The organism is Pseudomonas sp. B19125, assembly GCF_044218855.1.
Taxonomy (GTDB): Bacteria; Pseudomonadota; Gammaproteobacteria; order Pseudomonadales; family Pseudomonadaceae; genus Aquipseudomonas; species Aquipseudomonas edaphica.
In genome coordinates this window covers 1734578-1754096 of the sequence record NZ_CP162589.1, presented here as the reverse complement: position 1 = coordinate 1754096, position 19519 = coordinate 1734578, and the positions used below count along the sequence as shown (strand labels likewise).

Below are 19519 nucleotides of genomic sequence, written 5' to 3'. Positions count from 1 at the left end.
AAGGCGTAAGCCTTAACTAAAAAGCCGCTACCCTGCTTTGCAAGGGAGCGGCTTTTTTATTTCAGTTTTATTACACAAAAAAAATAACTAGCAAGCTAAGTAACTACATTGGCCTTACGCATCAAACTTGACCTATCGGCCAAGTTCGACAACCCGCGCTTAGTTATTTGGCAAGCGGTTCTTGCATCACACGAATAACTCGCTGTGGAAACGGAATATCAATACCCGCCCCTTTCAAACGATCACGCGCCAGTTCATTGAGCATAAACACCACATCCCAATAATCCGGGGTATTGGTCCAGCAACGCAGGGAGACAGTGATCGAACTGTCTCCCAAGGTCGACACCACTGCCACAGGCGCAGGGTCAGCCAGCACGCGTGGGTCTTTGGCCAGCTCCAACAGCACTTCACGGGCTTTCTGCAAATCGGCTTCGTAGTCGACCCCCACATCAAACACCACCTTGCGGGTCGGCTGACGGTTGGTGTTGGTGATGAGACCGTTGGACAGGCTACCGTTAGGGATGATCACGGTTTTGTTGTCGCCGGTGCGCAACACGGTGTGGAAGATCTGGATGCTGTCGACGGTACCGGAAGTGCCTTGTGCTTCGATCCAGTCACCAATGCGAAACGGACGGAACAACAGGATCAGTACGCCACCGGCGAAGTTCGCCAGGCTGCCTTGCAATGCCAGGCCGATGGCCAGAGTAGCGGCACCAATCGCGGCCACGAACGAGGTCGTGGCCACGCCGATCATCGAGGCCACGTTGACCACCAGCATGACTTTGAGCGCGATGTTGGCAAGGTTAGTGATGAAATGTTGCAGCGCCAGGTCGGCATTACGCAGCGCCAGCAAACGCCCCACGCGGTGGGTCAACACGTTAATCAGCCACCAACCGATGGCCAGGGTGACCACGGCCAGCAAAAACCGGCTGCCGTATTCCATAATCATCGGGAGCCAAGACTCAGAGGTCTTGATCAGGTGATCCATTTCAACGTTTAAATCCATCTATCTTCTCCTGTTGCGCGGATGTGCGGCTTAATTGACTGCCTTAAAACGCAAATGAGCCCCGAAGGGCTCAAGTGTAGGCACTGTTTCTGGGGCGTGGGACGTCAAAAACGCCCACAGGTTCCCCAATGTGCCATCAGTCGCGGAAGTTATTGAACTGCAGCGGCATGTCAAAGGTCTTGGCGCGCAGGGCAGCAATGGCTTCCTGCAGGTCGTCACGCTTCTTGCCGGTGATACGTACCTGCTCGCCCTGGATGGCGGCCTGGACCTTTAGCTTGGCATCTTTGACGTGAGCGACGATCTTCTTCGCCAGCTCCTTGTCGATGCCTTCCTTCAGCACGGCTTCCTGCTTCATCAGTTTGCCGGAGGCGTAGGCGTCCTTGATTTCTAGGCATTGCGCGTCGATCTTGCGCTTGACCAACGACAGCTTGAGGATCTCGATCATCGCTTCCAGCTGGAAATCGGCTTCAGCGGTCAGGTTGACGGTCAGTTCCTTTTCCTTGAACTCGAAGCTGCCCTTGCCCTTCAAGTCATAGCGACGGTCCAGTTCCTTGACGGCGTTTTCGACGGCGTTGGTGACTTCGTGTTTGTCCAGTTCGGATACCACGTCGAACGAAGGCATGTCATTTCTCCAATATAAGGGGCGGGCTCAGTAGAGATGGAGCGCGCCCAAGCTAAAATGCCGAGGCATTATAGCGGTTCTTTCGCACCATTCATCGCAGGCGACCCTACGGAGCACAAACTGATGTCGACCACCTGGCATATTCTCGGCGCCGGCAGCCTGGGCACCCTCTGGGCCACACGATTGTCGCGCGCGGGCCTGCCCGTGCGGCTGATAGTGCGGGATGCCGCGCGCCTGGCCAGCTATCACCAGGCGGGCGGCCTGACCCTGGTGGAACACGGCGTAGAAAATACTTACCTGGTGATCGGCGAAACACCTGACAGCCCCGGGCCGATTCATCGCCTGCTGGTGGCGTGCAAAGCCTACGACGCCCAAAGCGCCATCGCACAGCTGCAACACCGATTGGTACCGGACGCTGAGCTGATCCTGCTGCAAAACGGCCTTGGCAGCCAGGATGCGGTGGCCGCGCAACTGCCCCAGGCCCGCTGTATCTTTGCCTCCAGCACCGAAGGCGCGTTTCGCGACGGCGATTGGCGCGTGGTCTTCGCCGGCCACGGCTACACCTGGCTGGGAGACGCGCGGCACCCCACTCCCCCGCTGTGGCTGGACGACCTGCACGCCGCCGGCATTCCCCATGAGTGGAGCACCGACATCCTGACGCGTTTATGGCGCAAGCTGGCGCTCAATTGCGCCATTAACCCATTGACCGTGCTTTACCAGTGCCGCAACGGCGGCCTGCAAGCCCACCAATGCGAAGTCGCGACCTTGTGCGCCGAACTCAGCGAGTTGCTCGAATGCTGCGGCCAACCCGCCGCCGCCCAGGACCTGCACAGCGAAGTGCAACGGGTGATCCAGGCCACCGCGGCCAATTATTCGTCCATGTATCAGGACGTGGCCTCCAGCCGTCGCACCGAAATCAGCTACCTGCTCGGTTATGCGTGCCAGGCGGCAGAGCGCCATCAATTGGTGCTGCCGCATCTGCAACAGTTGCGGGCGCGCCTGGTCGACTACTTGCACACACGCGGATTGGCCAGCGACTGAGGCACGCGCTACCCTGCCTACCTGTCTATCACCTGGAAAAAACCTGATGCCACTGCGCCAGCGTCTAGAAAATCTACCGGTAGGGCAGAAACTGCTGGCCGCCCTGCTGGTGCTGTTGACCACGGTATTACTGGTGGCCAACCTGACGTTTATCAGTGCCGCCTATTGGATCTCCCAGGAAAGCATGGCGCCCCAGGCGTTGCAGGCCATCGGTCGATTGGTGTCCAACCCGTCGCTGGCCGCCGAAGCCCTTGAATCCCCGGCCAAGGCCGACGCCCTGCTCAATGAGCTGACTAGCTATTCGCCATTACGCGCCGCCGCGCTGTACGACGGCGACGGCACCTTGCTCGCGCAGATGCAGCATGGCAACCGCCTGCACCTGCCGGAAAACTACCGGCATATCGAAGCCTGGCGCCTCACTGAGTTTCGCAGCAACCAGGTCATCACCCTGCCCCGCGCCGGCCAGCCGTCCGGGCATTTGCTGTTGGTGGCCAGCAGTGAGCTGCCTATGGCGTTCTATACCGGCACATTGACCGCCAGCCTCGGCATCCTGATTTTCAGCGTATTGCTGTGGCTGATCATCGCCCGCCAGATCAAACGCCTGATCACCCGCCCGATCCATGAGCTGGAAGAACTCTCACGCCAGGTGACGCGCGAAGAGAACTACGCCCTGCGCGCCGGGCGCGGCAACCATGATGAAATCGGCAGCCTGGCCGAAGCCTTCAACACCATGTTGTCGCGCATCGAAGCCCGCGAGCAGCAGCTCAAACGTGCGCGAGACGACTCTCAGGCCGCCTACGACCAAGCCCAGGGCCTGGCCGAAGAAACACGCCACACCAACCGCAAGCTCGAACTGGAAGTGCAGGTGCGCAGCAAGATCGAGAAAAAGCTCACCGGCTTCCAGAACTACCTCAACAGCATCATCGACTCGATGCCGTCGGCGCTGATCGCCCTGGATGAACAGCTTTACGTCACCCAATGGAACCAGGAAGCCACGGCGCTTTCCGGCACGCGCCTGGATGAAGCGCTGAACCAGCCGATCTTCCTCGCCTTCCAGCCGCTCAAACCGTACCTGCCGCAGATAAAAGCCACGGTGGAGCAGCACACGGTGGAGCGCATTGAGCGTGTCACCTGGATCAAGGATGACGAACCCAAGCATTATGCCCTGACCTTCTACCCGTTGATGGGCGGTGCCGGGCGCGGCGTGGTGATCCGTATCGACGACATCACCCAGCGTTTGTCCCTGGAAGAAATGATGGTGCAGTCGGAAAAAATGCTCTCCGTGGGCGGCCTGGCTGCGGGCATGGCCCATGAAATCAACAACCCGCTGGGGGCGATCCTGCATAACGTGCAGAACATCCGCCGGCGCCTGTCCCCCGACCTGCCGAAGAACCTGGAACACGCCGAACAGGCCGGTATCGAGCTGGAGACGGTCAACCACTACCTGCAAAGCCGCGAAGTCCCGCAATTGCTCGATGGCATCCAGCAAGCCGGCGCGCGGGCGGCGAAAATCGTCACCCATATGCTCAGCTTCAGCCGCCGCAGTAACCGCCAGATGGCGCCGTGCGACTTACCGGCACTGATCGACCAGGCCGTGGAAATTGCCGGTAACGACTTCGACCTGACCATCGGCTTCGACTTCAAGGGCCAGGCGATCATCCGCCAGTTCGACCCGCAACTGGGCCCGGTGCCCGGTACCGCCAACGAGCTGGAACAGGTGCTGCTCAATCTGCTGAAAAACGCTGCGCAAGCCATTCACCTGCGTGAAGACGACAGCGAGCCGGGGCGCATCATCTTGCGCACCCGCCTCAACCCGCCGTGGGCGGAGATCCAGGTGGAAGACAATGGCATCGGCATGAGCGAGAACGTGCGCAAACGCACGTTCGAGCCGTTCTTTACCACCAAGGAAATCGGCCAAGGCACCGGGCTTGGGCTGTCGGTGTCGTACTTCATCATCACCAACAACCATAAAGGCCAGATGGAAGTGCATTCCACCCTCGGCCAAGGCACCTGTTTTACCCTGCGCCTGCCGTTGGCCGGCAGCCAGATGCCACCCTATGAACTGACTCAACTGGAGCAATGACCATGGGCTTTCGCCTGTCGAAGATCTACACCCGCACCGGCGACAAGGGCGAGACGGGCCTGGGTGATGGCCGTCGCGTGCCCAAGGACCACCCTCGCGTGGAAGCCATTGGCGAGGTGGATACGCTGAACAGCCAGTTGGGTTTGCTGCTGGCCAACCTTGAAGAACAGAGCGGCCAGCACCCGCAACTCAAGGAGGTGATCGAGGTGCTTACGCCGTGCCAGCACCGCTTGTTCGACTTGGGCGGTGAGTTGGCGATGCCCGTGTACAAAGCGTTGAATGCCGCAGAAGTCGACCGGCTGGAAGCGGCGATTGACCGTTGGAATGAGGAAGTCGGGCCGCTGGAAAACTTCATCTTGCCCGGCGGTTCAGCGCTGATTGCCCAGGCCCATGTGTGCCGCAGCCTGGCGCGCAGTGCGGAGCGGCGGTGTCAGCAGTTGAATGCGATTGAGCCGTTGGAAGGCGTGGGGCTTGCGTATATCAATCGGTTGTCGGATGTGCTGTTTGTGGCGGCGCGGGTGATTGCCAAGCGTCAGGGTGTAGTGGAAGTGTTGTGGCAGGCGGCGGCCAAGCCTCACTAAGATCGTTCCCACGCTCTGCGTCACTAGTGTCCGGTAAAAACCAAAGGGGGAGCTTGCTCCCCCTTGTTGTTCGCGACTGTCAGTCATAATCGGATTTTTCAGACTCGATTTTGACCCATGTTTACCAGTACCCGTTTAGCCCACCTACTCAGTGCGATCCCGCGCCAGTTCTTTCGGCAATCCACCGAAAAGCACCAGGCTGATCGCTACGTCAAACGCTGCACGAGCTGGCAATTGCTGGTGACACTGGTCAGCGGCCATATAACCCAAGCTTTAAGCCTGCGGTCCTTGGCCACTTTTTCCGAAACGCTAAGTCCGCATAGTTACCATCTTAAAGCGGGGCCCGTCGCCCGATCGACCCTGTCAGATGCCTTGAACAAGCGAAACTACCGGCCATTCCAGGATCTTTGCCAATTGCTGTTGAGCGGCATCAGCCGCCAGCAGCGCAAAGAAGTCGGTGCCATGATTAGCCTGCTTGATTCCACGTCAATCACTTTGCGCGGACCTCACTTTGATGACTGGACAGCCTCCACGAAAACCCGCATCACGCAGGGCCTGAAAGTACATGTCGGACTAGATTTGGCGCAGTTGGCCCCGGTGTACGTCAACATCACTCCTGCCAACGTCAACGACCTGAGCGATGCGCTGGAAATGCCGATTCAGGTCGGCATGACGTATGTCTTTGACAAGGGATATTGCGATTACAACTGGTGGCACCAGTTGCAGACCAAAGGAGCCTTTTTCGTCACCCGCCTGAAAAAAAACGCCAATATCAAAGTGCTGCACAAGCACTCGATCGCAGCCGAGCAAAGCCCCGTCATGACCGACGAAGTCATCCTGTTCGGAAAAAAGCATCTAGGCGGCAAGCGTCTTAATGACTACCGAGAAACGCCGGCAAGACGCGTGGTGGTAGAACGCGAGGGACACGCCACGCCGTTAATTCTGGTGACCAATGACTTCGTAAGATCAGCCGAAGAAATCGCGGGATTGTATAAAGATCGCTGGAAGATCGAGCTGTTTTTCAAGTGGGTCAAGCAACATCTGAAACTCAAACGCTTCTACGCATTCTCTGAAAACGCCGTGCGTCTGCAGATTTACAGTGCCTTGATCAGCTACTTGTTATTGCACCTTTACCATCGTCGCTCAGAATTTACCGGTTCGTTGTTTGAGCTGACGGTTCGCATATCTCATGTCCTGCACGAACGGCCCGCGACGCCAGAATTGAGGGATCGACGAAGGCAGGAGCGAGAAAAGCTGAAGGCTGCCCAAGGCAGCCTTCAGCTATGAAACATGTTTACCGGACACTAGTGACGCTCTGCGTGGGAATGCAGCCCTGGACGCTCCGCGCCCCAAAGCGTGACGCGGAGCGTCACAAGAGGCATTCCCACGCAGAGCGTGGGAACGATCATCATGCCTCAGGCCAGAACGCGCGAATGCCTGCCACACCCTGAGCCCCGGCTTCCCAAGCCTGTTCCCGCTCAGCCGGCCCAAGCCCGCCCAGCAGAAACACCGGCTTACTGAACCCACGGATCAACTCTACCGCCTGCTCCCAACCCAACGGCTGGGCATCGGGATGAGTCTGGGTCGGCTGCACCGGCGACAGCGTGACAAAATCCACGTCCATCATCTCTGCCAGTGCCAGCTCTTCGGCGTTGTGGCAAGAAGCCGCCAACCAGCGATCCTTCGGCAGCGGGCGGCCTTTGCTCGCGTATTTACGCAACTGCGCCGAGGTCATGTGCCAGCCGGCGGCAGGGAAATCCCCCAGCCATTCGAACGGCCCTTTAAGCATCAGTTGCGCCTTGCCGGCACACAGGCCCACCGCGTCCACCGCCAAGTCACGGTATTTAGGGTCGTAACCGTTGGGCGCGCGCAGTTGAACCAGCTTGATGCCACCGGCAATGGCTTTCTGGACACCTCGCAACAAGGTGGGGGCTTCCAGTTCGCCTGGTGTGATCAAGTATTCAGCGGGCAAACGGGCAGCCGCAACAATCGGTGCATTCGCCGCCGGGAACTCATAGTTGAGCAAGTCCCGCGGCGTCACCCATTCCAACGGCTGCCCTTCGGCACCATGGGGCTCGCCGGTAAAGGCCGAGACTTCCCAGACATCCAGCAACACCTGCTTGTCCGGGTAGTCATGCTGCACCTTGATCAGCGGGCGCGCCGTGGTGACCTGGATGCCCAGTTCTTCCTGCAACTCGCGGGACAAAGCGCTTGCGACCGACTCATCAGCCTCCACCTTGCCGCCGGGAAACTCCCAGAGGCCGCCTTGGTGCTGGGTATCGGCACGGCGTGCCAGCAGGATCCTGCCGTCGACGCCACGGATCACCGCTGCTGCTACATGCACTCGTTTCACCACGCTTTCCTCTTGGCTGTCAGGTGCGGTATTCCGCGTTGATCTTCACGTACTCGTGGGACAGGTCGGTGGTCCAGATGGTTTCGCTGCACTCGCCGCGACCCAACTCGATGCGGATAGTGATTTCTTCTTGCTGCATCACCGCCGAGCCCTGGGCTTCGGTGTAGGTTTCAGCGCGAGCGCCACGGCTGGCAATGCACACGTCACCAAGGAATACGTCGATCTTGCTGACGTCCAGGTCCGGCACACCGGCACGGCCGACGGCAGCGAGGATGCGGCCCCAGTTCGGGTCGGAAGCAAACAGTGCAGTCTTGATCAGGGGCGAGTGGGCCACGGTGTAACCGACATCCAGGCATTCCTGGTGGTTAGCGCCGCCGTTCACTTCAACAGTGACGAACTTGGTTGCGCCCTCACCGTCACGCACGATGGCCTGGGCCACGTCCATGCACACTTCGAACACCGCCTGCTTCAATGCGGCGAACAGCGCGCCCTCGGTGGAGGTGATTTCCGGCAGGTTGGCCTGGCCGGTGGCGATCAGCATGCAGCAGTCGTTGGTCGAGGTGTCGCCATCGATGGTGATGCGGTTGAACGACTTGTTGGCGCCGTCGAGCATCAGGCGCTGCAGCACGTCGCGGGAGACTTTGGCGTCGGTGGCAATGTAGCCGAGCATGGTGGCCATGTTCGGGCGGATCATGCCCGCGCCCTTGCTGATGCCGGTCACGGTAACGGTCACGCCATCGTGTACAAACTGGCGGCTAGCGCCTTTGGGCAGGGTGTCGGTGGTCATGATGCCGGTGGCCGCAGCCGCCCAGTTATCCACAGACAGGTCATCCAGTGCGGCTTGCAGCGCGCCTTCGATTTTTTCCACCGGCAGCGGCTCACCGATCACGCCGGTGGAGTACGGCAGCACTTGGCTGGCATCCACGCCGGTCAACTGGGCCAGCTTGGCGCAGGTGCGCGCAGCGGCAACCAGGCCTGGCTCGCCGGTACCGGCGTTGGCATTGCCGGTGTTGGTCAGCAGGTAACGGATCGAACCTGCCACGCGTTGCTTGGCCAGGATGACCGGTGCGGCGCAAAACGCGTTGAGCGTGAACACGCCCGCAACCGTCGAGCCTTCGGCACAGCGCATCACCACTACATCTTTGCGCCCCGGGCGCTTGATGCCGGCCGAAGCGATACCGAGTTCAAAACCGGCGACCGGGTACAAAGTGGGCAAAGGACCAAGACCAACAGCCATGAATGCGCTCCTTAAAGAATAGGTGATGTCTGTACCGTCGCGATCAACGGTGAAATTAATGGCAAAACGCCGCGACGGCAAAGGCCGGTCGCGGCGCAGGGTGTTGCAGCGTCAGGCAAAAATCTTAGTTGATTTCGCCGTGGCAGTGTTTGAACTTCTTGCCCGAACCGCACCAGCACAGCTCGTTGCGGCCCAGCTTCTGGTCATTGCGGACCGGGGCTTGAGCCAAGGCCACATCGACCTCTTCGCCCAAGGCTTCCGGCGCTTCCAGACCCGGTGCTTCGTCATGCTGGAACTGCATGCGCGCAGCGAGTGCCTCGGCTTCCTGACGCAGGCGGGCTTCTTCCTCGATCGGGTCTTCGCGACGCACCTGAACGTGGGAGAGCACACGGATCGAATCGCGCTTGATCGAATCCAGCAGCTCGGAGAACAGCGTGAACGACTCGCGCTTGTACTCCTGCTTCGGGTTCTTCTGGGCGTAGCCACGCAGGTGGATACCGTGACGCAGGTGGTCCATGGTCGACAGGTGGTCTTTCCACAGGTCGTCCAGCACGCGCAGTACGATTTGTTTCTCGAAGGTGCGCAGTGCTTCGGCACTCGCCTGCTCTTCTTTCTCGTTGTATGCGGCCAAAAGCTCGGTCATCAGCTTCTCGCGCAGGGTTTCTTCGTACAGGTGGTCGTCTTCGTCCAGCCACTGCTGAACCGGCAAGTCCACACCGAAGTCGCTCTTCAACGCGGCTTCCAGGCCGGCAACATCCCACTGCTCAGGCAGGGACTGTGGCGGGATGTGTGCGCTGACGGTAGCGTTGAGCACGTCCTGACGGAAATCGGCAATCGTCTCGCCAATGTTGTCGGCGGCCAGCAACGTGTTACGCATGTGATAAATCACTTTACGCTGTTCGTTGTTAACGTCATCGAACTCGAGCAGTTGCTTACGAATGTCGAAGTTACGGCCTTCTACCTTGCGTTGGGCCTTCTCGATGGCGTTGGTCACCATGCGGTGCTCGATCGCTTCACCGGACTGCATGCCCAGGGCTTTCATGAAGTTCTTCACCCGATCCGAGGCGAAGATACGCATCAGGCTGTCTTCCAGCGACAGGTAGAAGCGGCTGGAACCGGCGTCACCCTGACGGCCGGCACGACCACGCAGCTGGTTGTCGATACGGCGCGATTCATGACGCTCGGAGGCGATTACCTGCAAACCACCGGATTCCAGCACAGCCTGGTGGCGTTTCTGCCAGTCGGCCTTGATCTGGGCGATTTGCTCAGGGCTTGGGTTTTCCAGTGCCGCAACTTCCACTTCCCAGTTGCCGCCCAACAGGATGTCGGTACCACGACCGGCCATGTTGGTAGCGATGGTCAGCGCGCCTGGGCGACCGGCCTGGGCAATGATCTCGGCTTCTTTTTCGTGGAACTTGGCGTTTAGAACCTTGTGCTCGATGCCTTCCTTGTTGAGCAGGTTGGACACGTGCTCGGAAGTCTCGATGGTGGCAGTACCCACCAGGATCGGACGCCCCTGGGCCATGCCGTCCTTGATGTCGTTGATGATTGCCGCGTATTTCTCTTCGGCCGTCAGGAACACCAGGTCGTTGAAGTCTTTACGCGCCAGCGGCTTGTTCGGTGGAATCACCATCACAGCCAGGTTGTAGATCTGATGGAATTCGAACGCTTCGGTGTCAGCTGTACCGGTCATGCCGGACAGTTTGTTGTACAGACGGAAGTAGTTCTGGAAGGTGGTGGAGGCCAACGTCTGGCTTTCGGCCTGGATGTTGAGCATTTCCTTGGCTTCGATGGCCTGGTGCAGGCCTTCGGACAGACGGCGACCCGGCATGGTACGGCCGGTGTGTTCGTCAACCAGTACGACCTGGCCGTCCTGGACGATGTATTCGACGTTGCGATGGAACAGCTTGTGGGCGCGCAGGCCGGCGTACACGTGGGTCAACAGGCCCAGGTTGTGCGCCGAGTAGAGGCTTTCGCCCTCGGCCAGCTCGCCGATCTGGGTCAGCATCTCTTCGACAAACTGGTGACCGGCTTCGTTGAGTTCAACCTGGCGGGTCTTCTCGTCGATGGTGAAGTGACCTTCTTTGGTCACCACGCCTTCCACTTCCTCAACGTGCTGCACCAGGCGCGGGATCAACTTGTTGATCTCGGTGTACAGGCGCGAGCTGTCTTCGGCCTGGCCGGAGATGATCAGCGGGGTACGCGCTTCGTCGATGAGGATGGAGTCGACTTCGTCGATCACGGCAAAGTTGAGTTCGCGCTGGAATTTTTCTTCCATGCTGAACGCCATGTTGTCGCGCAGGTAATCGAAACCGAATTCGTTGTTGGTGCCGTAGGTAATGTCACACGCATAGGCGGCGCGCTTTTCTTCCGGCGGCTGGAACGGCGTGACTACGCCGACGGTCAGGCCGAGGTATTCATACAGCGGGCGCATCCAGTTGGCGTCCCGGCGGGCCAGATAGTCGTTCACCGTCACAACGTGCACGCCCTTGCCGGACAGTGCGTTGAGGTAAACGCCCAGGGTTGCCACCAGGGTCTTGCCTTCACCGGTACGCATCTCGGCAATCATGCCTTCATGCAAGGTCATGCCGCCGATCAACTGCACGTCGAAGTGGCGCATGCCCATGACACGCTTACCGGCTTCACGGGCGACCGCAAAGGCTTCAGGCAACAGCTTGTCGAGGGTTTCACCTTTGGCTATGCGGGCCTTGAACTCTTGGGTCTTGGCGCGCAATTGCTCGTCCGACAGGGCAACCATCTGCTCTTCGAAGGCATTGACCAGCTGCACCGTCTTGAGCATGCGTTTGACTTCGCGCTCATTCTTGCTTCCAAAAAGTTTCTTTAACAAAGGCGCAAACATATCGGCAGGTTCTTCCACACATAGGGATGGAGGGCGCACCGTGAGTGGCCCGAGCAGCCCTCACGGCCGCATGCGAACGCGCATTCTACCCGGAATCGTGGGTGAGGAAAGTGGCGTTATTCCCCGATGCTGGCATGGCGCTGTGAGAGGGCCTGTTTAAAATAAGGGCTTTTGCTGGAACTTCAACCCATCAAGCGCAGAAGTTACCTATTGATTTCACTCGCATTGCCCTGCTATCGCTTTGCCTGGGGCCGCACAGGCGCTTTCTGCTAAGATGGCGGCTCTGTTACTTAAGGTGTCTAAACATGGCGTTTCGCCCACTTACAGCCCGCGCGCCCAGCGTGTTGCTCCGCGAAGCCAAACCGTTGAAAGCCATCTTCGGCCACGCGCAACGCTTGGGCCATTTGCAACGCCTTGTAGAAAGCCAACTGCAACCTGCCGCCCGCGAACATTGTCATGTGGCGTCGTGGCGCGAAGGCAATTTACTGTTAATTGTCACCGACGGGCATTGGGCCACCCGCCTGCGCTACCAGCAAAAACGCTTGCAGCGGCAATTAATGGCATTTGAAGAGTTTGCCAGCCTGACCCGCATCCAGTTCAAGGTGCAGCCGCCCACCGTGCAGCAAGGTGCAGTGGGCCACACCATGGACCTGTCGCAGAACGCGGCCGAAACCATTCAAGCCACGGCCGACGGCATCAGCGATCCGGGCCTGCGCGCAGCGTTGGAGCGGTTGGCCGCCCACGCCAGGCCCAAGCCCTGAACCGCTACTTGCGTTTACTGCCGCCCAGCAACGAGCCCAACAACCCGCGCACCAACTGCCGTCCCATTTGATTGGCCGCCTGTTGCATGGCGGATTTGAGCGCCTTACCTGCTGTAGTCCCCAGGAACGCTCCGGCCTTGTCGGTAAAGCTCGGCTCTTCGGCGGCCGGTTTGGCCTCCTCGGTCGGGCCAAGCTCCTTGCGCGCCATCAGCACCTCATAGGCCGACTCACGGTCAATTGGCTTGTCGTAGCGCCCCAATAAAGGCGAACTGGCGATGATCGCAGCACGCTCGGCTTCGCTGAGCGGCCCGATCCGCGATTGCGGCGGCGCCACCAGCACGCGCTGGACCACTTCCGGCGTGCCCTTTTCCTGCAACGCCCCCACCAATGCCTCACCGGTGCCCAACTCAGTCAGTACCGACAAGGTATCGAACGCCGGGTTGGGGCGAAAACCGTCCGCCACCGCACGCAGGGATTTCTGCTCTTTGGTGGTGAACGCCCGCAAGCCATGCTGGATACGCAAGCCCAGTTGCGCCAATACCGTGTCAGGCAAATCCCCTGGGGATTGAGTGACAAAGTACACACCCACGCCCTTGGAACGGATCAAACGCACCACTTGTTCCAGGCGATCCTGCAATGCCTTGGGCGTATCGGCGAACAATAAATGCGCCTCGTCGAAAAACAGCGCCAGCAACGGTTTATCGGCATCGCCACGCTCCGGCAGTTGTTCGAACAACTCGGCCAACAGCCACAGCAGGAAGGTCGCATAGACCTTGGGCGCCTCGTGCACCAAGCGGCTCGCGTCCAGCAGGTGAATGCGCCCACGACCATCGCCGGCAGGCTGCAAGATATCTTCAAGCTGCAGGGCAGGCTCGCCAAACAAGGCTTCGGCGCCCTGCTGCTCCAGCACCGCCAAACGCCGCAACAGCGCCTGGCTGGAACCGGTGGTCATCAGCGCCGCGTCGTCGCCCAGCAGTTCCGGGTGATAACGCAAGTGGTTGAGCAAGGCCTTGAGGTCTTTGAGGTCCAGCAGCAACAGGCCTTCGCGGTCGGCCACCTTGAAAGTCGCATAGAGCGCCGATTGCTGGCTGTCAGTGAGTTCCAGCAGGCTGCCAAGCAGCAACGGCCCCATTTCGCTGATGGTGGTGCGAAGCGGATGACCGGACTGCCCGTGGATATCCCACAGTGTTACCGGATACGCCTTCGCGCTGTAATTGAGGAAGGGCATGCCCGCAATGCGCTCGGCCACCTTGCCTTGAGGATTGGCCGCAGCGCCAAGGCCGCACAAGTCACCCTTGATATCAGCGGCAAACACGGCCACACCCGCATCGCTGAAGGCTTCCGCCAAGCGCTGCAACGTGACGGTTTTACCTGTGCCGGTCGCGCCGGCAATCAACCCGTGACGGTTGGCCAAGCGCATGGCCTGGGCGATGGGCTGGCCGTCCAGGCCGGCGCCGATAAGGAGTTGCGAGGAATCAGGCATTTCGTCACCTTTGGTTAATCTTTAGTGCCGTCAGGTCGATACAGACAGAGGTAAGACCCACAAAGTCTAAAAATAGGTCAGATAGTTCTCACAGGGACCACCGGAATTATCACAAGCAGTATCACACCTTTTTTGACGCTGTCATTTTGCGCATCCTACAAGGACGCGCTTCGGATATTAAGACCTTAGCGGACCCTACAAGCCATGAATAAAAACCTGCGCTTCAGCCACAAAATCCTGCTTGCAGCCTCCCTTATCGTCATCGCCGCTTTTGCACTGTTTACCCTCTACAACGACTACCTGCAACGCAACGCGATTCGCGACGACCTCAATAATTACCTGCATGAAATGGGCGATGTCACCGCCAGCAACATTCAAACCTGGCTCACCGGACGTATTGCCCTGGTCGAAAACGCTGCACAGAACATCGCGATCAACCCTGAACCCGCCGTAGTTGCTGGCCTGCTCGAGCAGAAAACCCTGACATCCTCGTTCATGGCCACCTACGTGGGCGACAGCAAAGGCGCCTTCACCATCCGCCCCGACACCAAGATGCCGGACGGTTTCGACCCACGGGTGCGCCCTTGGTACAAAGGCGCCCAAAGCAGTAACGGCTCAACCCTGACCGAACCTTACATCGACGCAGCGACCGGCCAGTTGATCATTTCCGTCGCTACCCCCAGCGCCAAGGCGGGGCAAAGCATCGGCGTGGTCGGCGGCGACCTGAGCCTGCAAACGCTGGTGGATAACATCGGCGCGCTGAACTTCGGCGGCATGGGCTACGCGTTCCTGGTCAGCGCTGACGGCAAAGTGCTGGTGCACCCGGACAAGAACCTGGTGATGAAGACGCTGGCCGACATGTACCCGAAAAACACCCCGAAGATCAGTGGTGATTTCAGCGAAGTCGAAGCCAATGGCAAAGACAACATCGTGACCTTCACCCCCATCAAAGGCCTGCCGTCGGTGAACTGGTACCTGGGTATTTCGGTGGATAAAGATAAATCCTTCGCCATGCTCAGCAAATTTCGCACCTCGGCCGTTATCGCCACGATCATTGCGGTTGTGATCATCATCGCGCTGCTCGGCATGCTGATCCGAGTGCTGCTGCAACCCCTGCACGTGATGACCCGCGCCATGCAGGACATCGCCGATGGCGAAGGTGACCTGACCCGCCGCCTGAACATCCAGAATCACGACGAGTTCGGCACGCTGGGTAATGCTTTCAATCGCTTCGTGGAGCGCATTCACACCTCGATTCGCGAAGTGTCCTCGGCCACCGAGCAGGTCAATGAAGTGGCCCTGCGAGTGGTCAGCGCTTCCAACTCGTCGATGGTCAACTCTGACGAGCAGGCCAACCGCACCAACAGCGTGGCCGCCGCCATCAACGAACTGGGCGCTGCTGCGCAAGAAATTGCACGTAACGCCGCGCAGGCTTCCCATCAGGCCAGCGATGCCCGGCACTTGGCCGAGGACGGCCAGCAAGTGGTCGAGCGTAATATCAAGGCAATGAACCAACTGTCCGAGATGATCAGCGCCTCCAGCAGCAATATCGAAGCGCTCAACAGCAAGACCGTGAACATCGGGCAGATTCTGGAAGTGATCACCAGCATCTCCCAGCAAACCAACCTGCTGGCGCTGAACGCCGCCATCGAAGCGGCACGTGCAGGTGAAGCTGGTCGCGGGTTTGCGGTGGTGGCCGATGAGGTGCGCAACCTGGCACATCGCACTCAGGAATCGGCGCAACAAGTGCAAAAGATGATTGAAGAGTTGCAGGTCGGCGCCCGGGATTCGGTCAGCACCATGAGTGAAAGCCAACGCCATAGCCTGGAGAGCGTCGAGATCGCCAACCTGGCCGGCGAGCGTCTCAACAGCGTGACCCAACGCATTGGCGAGATCGACGGGATGAACCAGTCCGTGGCCACCGCCACCGAGGAACAGACTTCGGTGGTGGAGTCGATCAACATGGACATCACCGAGATCAACACCCTCAACCAGGAAGGTGTGGAAAACCTGCAATCAACCCTGCGCGCCTGTACCGACCTGGAACAACAGGCCGCACGCTTGAAACAGCTGGTGGGCAGCTTCCGGATCTGATCCCTGCGCCCGCCGAGCGTTAAGGCGGCGGACCGCTAGGCTTGCTCGGGATCGGTTTTAGTGTGTTCCTGCCGCCACAGCTCGGCGGCACCGGGAAACTCGGTGCCGTCCTCCGCGTCCAGGTCATCCGGGTCAAAACGGCTCAAACACCCTTCGCCCAGCGTCGCTGGGGCCTTGGAGGTGGCTTTATCGAGTGGATCGCTCATCGCTTAATCCTTCATGGCGGACAAAAAAAGGGCCTGGGACGATTTAACGCCCAGGCCCTTTTTTCTTCAACTTAAACGCGGCTGTCAGAACACCACAGTCTTGTTGCCGTGTACCAGCACGCGATCTTCCAAGTGGTAACGCAGGCCACGGGCCAGCACCATCTTCTCGACGTCACGGCCGAAACGCACCATGTCTTCAATGCTGTCGCTGTGGCTGACGCGCACTACGTCCTGCTCGATGATCGGGCCGGCGTCGAGCTCCTCGGTGACATAGTGGCACGTTGCGCCAATCAACTTCACACCGCGCAGGGAGGCCTGGTGATACGGCTTGGCACCCACAAACGATGGCAGGAAGCTGTGGTGAATGTTGATCACTCGACCGGCATATTCGCTGCACAGTTCCGGCGGCAGGATTTGCATGTAACGCGCCAGCACGACTACATCGGCTTCGTGCTGCTTGACCAGGCGGGAGACTTCGGCGAATGCCGGTTCCTTGTCCTGTGGGTTGACCGGCACGTGGTAGTACGGGATGCCATGCCATTCGACCATGCTGCGCAGGTCATCATGGTTGGAAATTACACAGGCGATCTCACAGTCCAGCTCATCGCTGTGCCAACGGTGCAGCAAGTCGGCCAGGCAGTGGGATTCACGGCTGGCCATCAGCACGACACGTTTTTTCTGCTCGGTGTCGGTGATATGCCAGGTCATCGAAAACTCTTCAGCGATCGGCGCAAACGCCTCGCGAAACGCTTCGAGGCCGAAGGGCAGCGTGTCGGCACGTATCTCATGACGCATGAAAAACCAACCACTGAGATCGTCCGAGTGATGGCTCGCCTCGGTGATCCAGCCGTTGTGGGAGGCCAGAAAGTTACTGACTTTGGCAACGATACCAACCCGGTCCGGGCAAGCAATCACCAGCCGAAAAGTGCGCATTAGGGGGAAACTCCAGAACTTCGCAAAGGCCGCCATTCTAGCGATTACGCAGAAAAACTGCAGTACTCCTTGCACCTTATTCTGTCGCCCGGTCCTGGCGACACCCCTTAATAGCGTAAGGTTTTACCGCCGCTATATGAACGCCCTTCCGAGGCTCAGACAGTTATGCAAAATAAACAGAATTATTTTTACACCTACCACCTATTAATTAACTCGATTGCATAGCATTGCCACAAACATTCAACGTAATTCACATAAATGCCTTCTTAAATGTTTACTTGGGGAAATTGCCTGACTATTATTAGGCCACTCACTGTCAATCAGCGCTCTACATAAGGTAGTCCACATGTCCCTGATCAACGAATACCGCGCCACCGAAGAAGCTATCAAAGAACTGCAAGCCCGTTTGAAGAACCTGTCACAAGACGACAAGCTGCAAACCGAGCTGGAATTCGAAGGCAAACTGCGCACCCTGATGGGTGAGTACTCCAAATCCCTGCGTGACATCATCGCGCTGCTGGATCCGGAATCCAAAGTTAAAGCACCACGTGGCGCTGTGAAAACTACCGGCACCAAGCGTGCTCGCAAGGTCAAGCAGTACAAAAACCCGCACAACGGCGAAGTGATTGAAACCAAAGGTGGCAACCACAAGACTCTGAAAGAGTGGAAAGCCAAGTGGGGCGGCGACGTGGTAGAAGGTTGGGCTACCCTGCTGGGCTAAGCCTGATCGGGCTTCTGCCTGATATGCAACACAATAAAAACGCCAGCTTGCTGGCGTTTTTTATTGTCCGAATATTTTGCAAGTGCCTGACTACAAGCCCAGGCGAGCGGCTAAAGAGTCGGCATACTCTTGCCATTCATCGAGCACCTGGCGCTGAAACGCTGTAGCACTAACAGCCAACTCCTCACGTGCCTGCTTAAATGCCAACAGGGTATTGGGTGCGCCCCACTCCGGGCTCGACAAACGTTGCTGACAGAAAAGTTTCCAGCGTTGTTGCTCATCGTTGTCCAAGGTGTCAGGAAAGTTACGCGCACGGTAACGGAATAATAATTCCGGCAATCGATGATCATCGAAAGGCCACTGCTGACGTGCCAACTGTGACGGTTCAGCCACACGGACTTGTTCGCATAACCGTCGGTCGCGGTCACCGATAAAACCGTCATAGAGCTGCTGCTCCGGGTCTGTGCTCGGTGCAAAGTCTTCCTCGGCATAAATGGCTGCCAACTTGTCGCGCCAAACTTCCTGTGCGTCAGTTAGTCGCAGCGCCCGCGCCTGGCACACGTCCATATCGAAGTTCAGGCGTTCGCGATCCTGTGCGCGCAGCACATTCAATGGCGCGACCACCGGGCAGCGGTTGATATGCAACAACTTGAGCGGCACTGGCAACTCACCTTGCGCCAACTCATCACGGCGCGTGTAAAGCCGCTGGCGTAAGGTTTCGGCGTCCAGGTCGAGCAAACCCTGCGGGTCGAGACCAAGGTCACAGACAATCAACGCATTGCGATTGCGCGGGTGCCAGGCCAGGGGCAGTACCACACCCAGGTAATGACGCTCGGCGGAGAAACGCCCGGAAATATGCACCATGGGCTGCAACAGGCGGATCTGATCCATCACCCGCTGCTTGCTGCGCAGTTGAAACAGCCAGTCATACAACTTTGGCTGCTTGTCGCGGATCAGCCGCGCCAGGGCTATGGTGGCTCGCACGTCCGACAGGGCATCGTGAGCATGGCCATGGTCGATGCCATTGGCTTGGGTCAAACGCTCCAGCTTGAGGGTGACACGCCCGTCCTGCTGCGGCCACTCAATGCCTTCGGGGCGCAGTGCGTAAGCCGTACGAACCACATCGATCAAGTCCCAACGACTATTGCCCCCCTGCCACTCACGGGCATACGGGTCAAAAAAGTTGCGGTACAGGCTGTAGCGCGTCATTTCATCGTCAAAGCGCAACGTGTTGTAACCGGCACCACAGGTTCCAGGCACGGCCAGCTCGGCGTGCACGCGGGTCATGAAGTCGGCTTCGGCCAGGCCTTTTTCCGCCAGAATGCCAGGGGTGATACCGGTTATGGCGCAGGCAGCCGGGTGCGGCAGGATATCGTCGCTTGGCTGGCAATAAAGGTTGACCGGCGGGCCGACCTCGTTGAGCTCGAGGTCGGTACGAATACCGGCAACCTGCAACGGGCGATCGCTGCGGGGGTTGATGCCGGTAGTTTCATAGTCGTACCAGAAAATGGTAGTCACGGGCTGTTCCTGTGCTGAAG

At 58.8% G+C, this 19519-nt stretch carries 16 protein-coding genes and 1 pseudogene; 8 read left to right on the top strand and 9 right to left on the bottom strand.

The annotated features are described in order from the left end of the window. Positions 1 to 163 precede the first annotated feature (163 nt). Together AB4P96_RS07970 and AB4P96_RS07965 are read right to left on the bottom strand one after the other, a co-directional pair. Positions 164 to 1006, bottom strand: a complete 843-nt coding sequence (locus AB4P96_RS07970) for a mechanosensitive ion channel family protein (protein ID WP_099549392.1) — start codon at positions 1004 to 1006, stop codon at positions 164 to 166. A gap of 136 nt (positions 1007 to 1142) precedes the next feature. Further along, positions 1143 to 1628 carry a YajQ family cyclic di-GMP-binding protein gene (locus AB4P96_RS07965; RefSeq protein WP_003209785.1) on the bottom strand — a complete coding sequence of 162 codons (486 nt, stop codon included), beginning with the start codon at positions 1626 to 1628 and terminating at the stop codon, positions 1143 to 1145. Between the two features lie 123 nt (positions 1629 to 1751). On the opposite strand from AB4P96_RS07965, the gene AB4P96_RS07960 reads away from it, so the two are divergent. From AB4P96_RS07960 to AB4P96_RS07945, 4 genes are all read left to right on the top strand, one after another. After that, positions 1752 to 2669, top strand: coding sequence for a putative 2-dehydropantoate 2-reductase (locus tag AB4P96_RS07960; RefSeq protein ID WP_395600657.1), 918 nt, complete (start codon positions 1752 to 1754; stop codon positions 2667 to 2669). 46 nt (positions 2670 to 2715) lie between these two features. Continuing rightward, complete coding sequence (locus AB4P96_RS07955; RefSeq protein ID WP_017139800.1) at positions 2716 to 4752, top strand: ATP-binding protein; 2037 nt, start codon at positions 2716 to 2718, stop codon at positions 4750 to 4752. Positions 4753 to 4754: 2 nt separating this feature from the next. Beyond that, positions 4755 to 5333 carry a cob(I)yrinic acid a,c-diamide adenosyltransferase gene (locus tag AB4P96_RS07950; RefSeq protein WP_017139799.1) on the top strand — a complete coding sequence of 193 codons (579 nt, stop codon included), beginning with the start codon at positions 4755 to 4757 and terminating at the stop codon, positions 5331 to 5333. A gap of 117 nt (positions 5334 to 5450) precedes the next feature. Beyond that, on the top strand, positions 5451 to 6620 hold the full coding sequence (locus AB4P96_RS07945) for an IS4 family transposase (protein WP_099549335.1): 1170 nt from the start codon (positions 5451 to 5453) through the stop codon (positions 6618 to 6620). Between the two features lie 121 nt (positions 6621 to 6741). On the opposite strand, the gene AB4P96_RS07940 is transcribed toward AB4P96_RS07945, so the two are convergent. The 3 genes from AB4P96_RS07940 to secA all read right to left on the bottom strand — a co-directional run bounded on the left by AB4P96_RS07940 (position 6742) and on the right by secA (position 11783). Continuing rightward, positions 6742 to 7686, bottom strand: coding sequence for a Nudix family hydrolase (locus AB4P96_RS07940; RefSeq protein ID WP_169985148.1), 945 nt, complete (start codon positions 7684 to 7686; stop codon positions 6742 to 6744). 19 nt (positions 7687 to 7705) lie between these two features. Continuing rightward, positions 7706 to 8923 (bottom strand): bifunctional glutamate N-acetyltransferase/amino-acid acetyltransferase ArgJ, encoded by a 1218-nt coding sequence (gene argJ, locus AB4P96_RS07935; protein WP_138452094.1) that lies wholly within the window; start codon positions 8921 to 8923, stop codon positions 7706 to 7708. Between the two features lie 124 nt (positions 8924 to 9047). Then, positions 9048 to 11783, bottom strand: a complete 2736-nt coding sequence (gene secA / locus AB4P96_RS07930) for a preprotein translocase subunit SecA (RefSeq protein WP_017139796.1) — start codon at positions 11781 to 11783, stop codon at positions 9048 to 9050. 305 nt (positions 11784 to 12088) lie between these two features. Between secA and AB4P96_RS07925 the strand changes: the two genes are divergently transcribed. Next, positions 12089 to 12544, top strand: a complete 456-nt coding sequence (locus AB4P96_RS07925) for a DUF721 domain-containing protein (RefSeq protein WP_017139795.1) — start codon at positions 12089 to 12091, stop codon at positions 12542 to 12544. Positions 12545 to 12548: 4 nt separating this feature from the next. Here AB4P96_RS07925 and AB4P96_RS07920 read toward each other — a convergent pair whose 3' ends face one another. Beyond that, positions 12549 to 14027: a helicase HerA-like domain-containing protein gene (locus tag AB4P96_RS07920; RefSeq protein WP_017139794.1), complete on the bottom strand. Its 1479-nt coding sequence runs from the start codon at positions 14025 to 14027 to the stop codon at positions 12549 to 12551. A 204-nt stretch (positions 14028 to 14231) separates the two neighbouring features. Here AB4P96_RS07920 and AB4P96_RS07915 point away from each other — a divergent pair. Both AB4P96_RS07915 and AB4P96_RS07910 read left to right on the top strand, forming a co-directional pair. Next, positions 14232 to 15263, top strand: a pseudogene (locus tag AB4P96_RS07915) (cache domain-containing protein); the annotation flags it as partial. Between the two features lie 93 nt (positions 15264 to 15356). Beyond that, positions 15357 to 16121: a methyl-accepting chemotaxis protein gene (locus AB4P96_RS07910; RefSeq protein WP_370589484.1), complete on the top strand. Its 765-nt coding sequence runs from the start codon at positions 15357 to 15359 to the stop codon at positions 16119 to 16121. A gap of 35 nt (positions 16122 to 16156) precedes the next feature. Here AB4P96_RS07910 and AB4P96_RS07905 read toward each other — a convergent pair whose 3' ends face one another. After that, positions 16157 to 16327 (bottom strand): hypothetical protein, encoded by a 171-nt coding sequence (locus AB4P96_RS07905; protein ID WP_017139792.1) that lies wholly within the window; start codon positions 16325 to 16327, stop codon positions 16157 to 16159. Positions 16328 to 16411: 84 nt separating this feature from the next. Beyond that, positions 16412 to 17260, bottom strand: coding sequence for a formyltetrahydrofolate deformylase (gene purU, locus AB4P96_RS07900; protein ID WP_017139791.1), 849 nt, complete (start codon positions 17258 to 17260; stop codon positions 16412 to 16414). 346 nt (positions 17261 to 17606) lie between these two features. Between purU and mvaT the strand changes: the two genes are divergently transcribed. Beyond that, complete coding sequence (gene mvaT, locus AB4P96_RS07895; RefSeq protein ID WP_005790963.1) at positions 17607 to 17981, top strand: histone-like nucleoid-structuring protein MvaT; 375 nt, start codon at positions 17607 to 17609, stop codon at positions 17979 to 17981. 90 nt (positions 17982 to 18071) lie between these two features. Here mvaT and sbcB read toward each other — a convergent pair whose 3' ends face one another. Continuing rightward, entirely contained in the window at positions 18072 to 19499 is a 1428-nt protein-coding gene (sbcB, locus tag AB4P96_RS07890) for an exodeoxyribonuclease I (protein ID WP_017139790.1), read from the bottom strand. Positions 19500 to 19519 lie beyond the last annotated feature (20 nt).

Coding starts and splice junctions, on each gene's coding strand:
- AB4P96_RS07970 (WP_099549392.1), bottom strand. CDS start 1,006: ATGGATTTAAACGTTGAAATGGATCACCTGATCAAGACCTCTGAGTCT.
- AB4P96_RS07965 (WP_003209785.1), bottom strand. CDS start 1,628: ATGCCTTCGTTCGACGTGGTATCCGAACTGGACAAACACGAAGTCACC.
- AB4P96_RS07960 (WP_395600657.1), top strand. CDS start 1,752: ATGTCGACCACCTGGCATATTCTCGGCGCCGGCAGCCTGGGCACCCTC.
- AB4P96_RS07955 (WP_017139800.1), top strand. CDS start 2,716: ATGCCACTGCGCCAGCGTCTAGAAAATCTACCGGTAGGGCAGAAACTG.
- AB4P96_RS07950 (WP_017139799.1), top strand. CDS start 4,755: ATGGGCTTTCGCCTGTCGAAGATCTACACCCGCACCGGCGACAAGGGC.
- AB4P96_RS07945 (WP_099549335.1), top strand. CDS start 5,451: ATGTTTACCAGTACCCGTTTAGCCCACCTACTCAGTGCGATCCCGCGC.
- argJ (WP_138452094.1), bottom strand. CDS start 8,923: ATGGCTGTTGGTCTTGGTCCTTTGCCCACTTTGTACCCGGTCGCCGGT.
- secA (WP_017139796.1), bottom strand. CDS start 11,783: ATGTTTGCGCCTTTGTTAAAGAAACTTTTTGGAAGCAAGAATGAGCGC.
- AB4P96_RS07925 (WP_017139795.1), top strand. CDS start 12,089: ATGGCGTTTCGCCCACTTACAGCCCGCGCGCCCAGCGTGTTGCTCCGC.
- AB4P96_RS07920 (WP_017139794.1), bottom strand. CDS start 14,027: ATGCCTGATTCCTCGCAACTCCTTATCGGCGCCGGCCTGGACGGCCAG.
- AB4P96_RS07910 (WP_370589484.1), top strand. CDS start 15,357: ATGGTCAACTCTGACGAGCAGGCCAACCGCACCAACAGCGTGGCCGCC.
- AB4P96_RS07905 (WP_017139792.1), bottom strand. CDS start 16,327: ATGAGCGATCCACTCGATAAAGCCACCTCCAAGGCCCCAGCGACGCTG.
- purU (WP_017139791.1), bottom strand. CDS start 17,260: ATGCGCACTTTTCGGCTGGTGATTGCTTGCCCGGACCGGGTTGGTATC.
- mvaT (WP_005790963.1), top strand. CDS start 17,607: ATGTCCCTGATCAACGAATACCGCGCCACCGAAGAAGCTATCAAAGAA.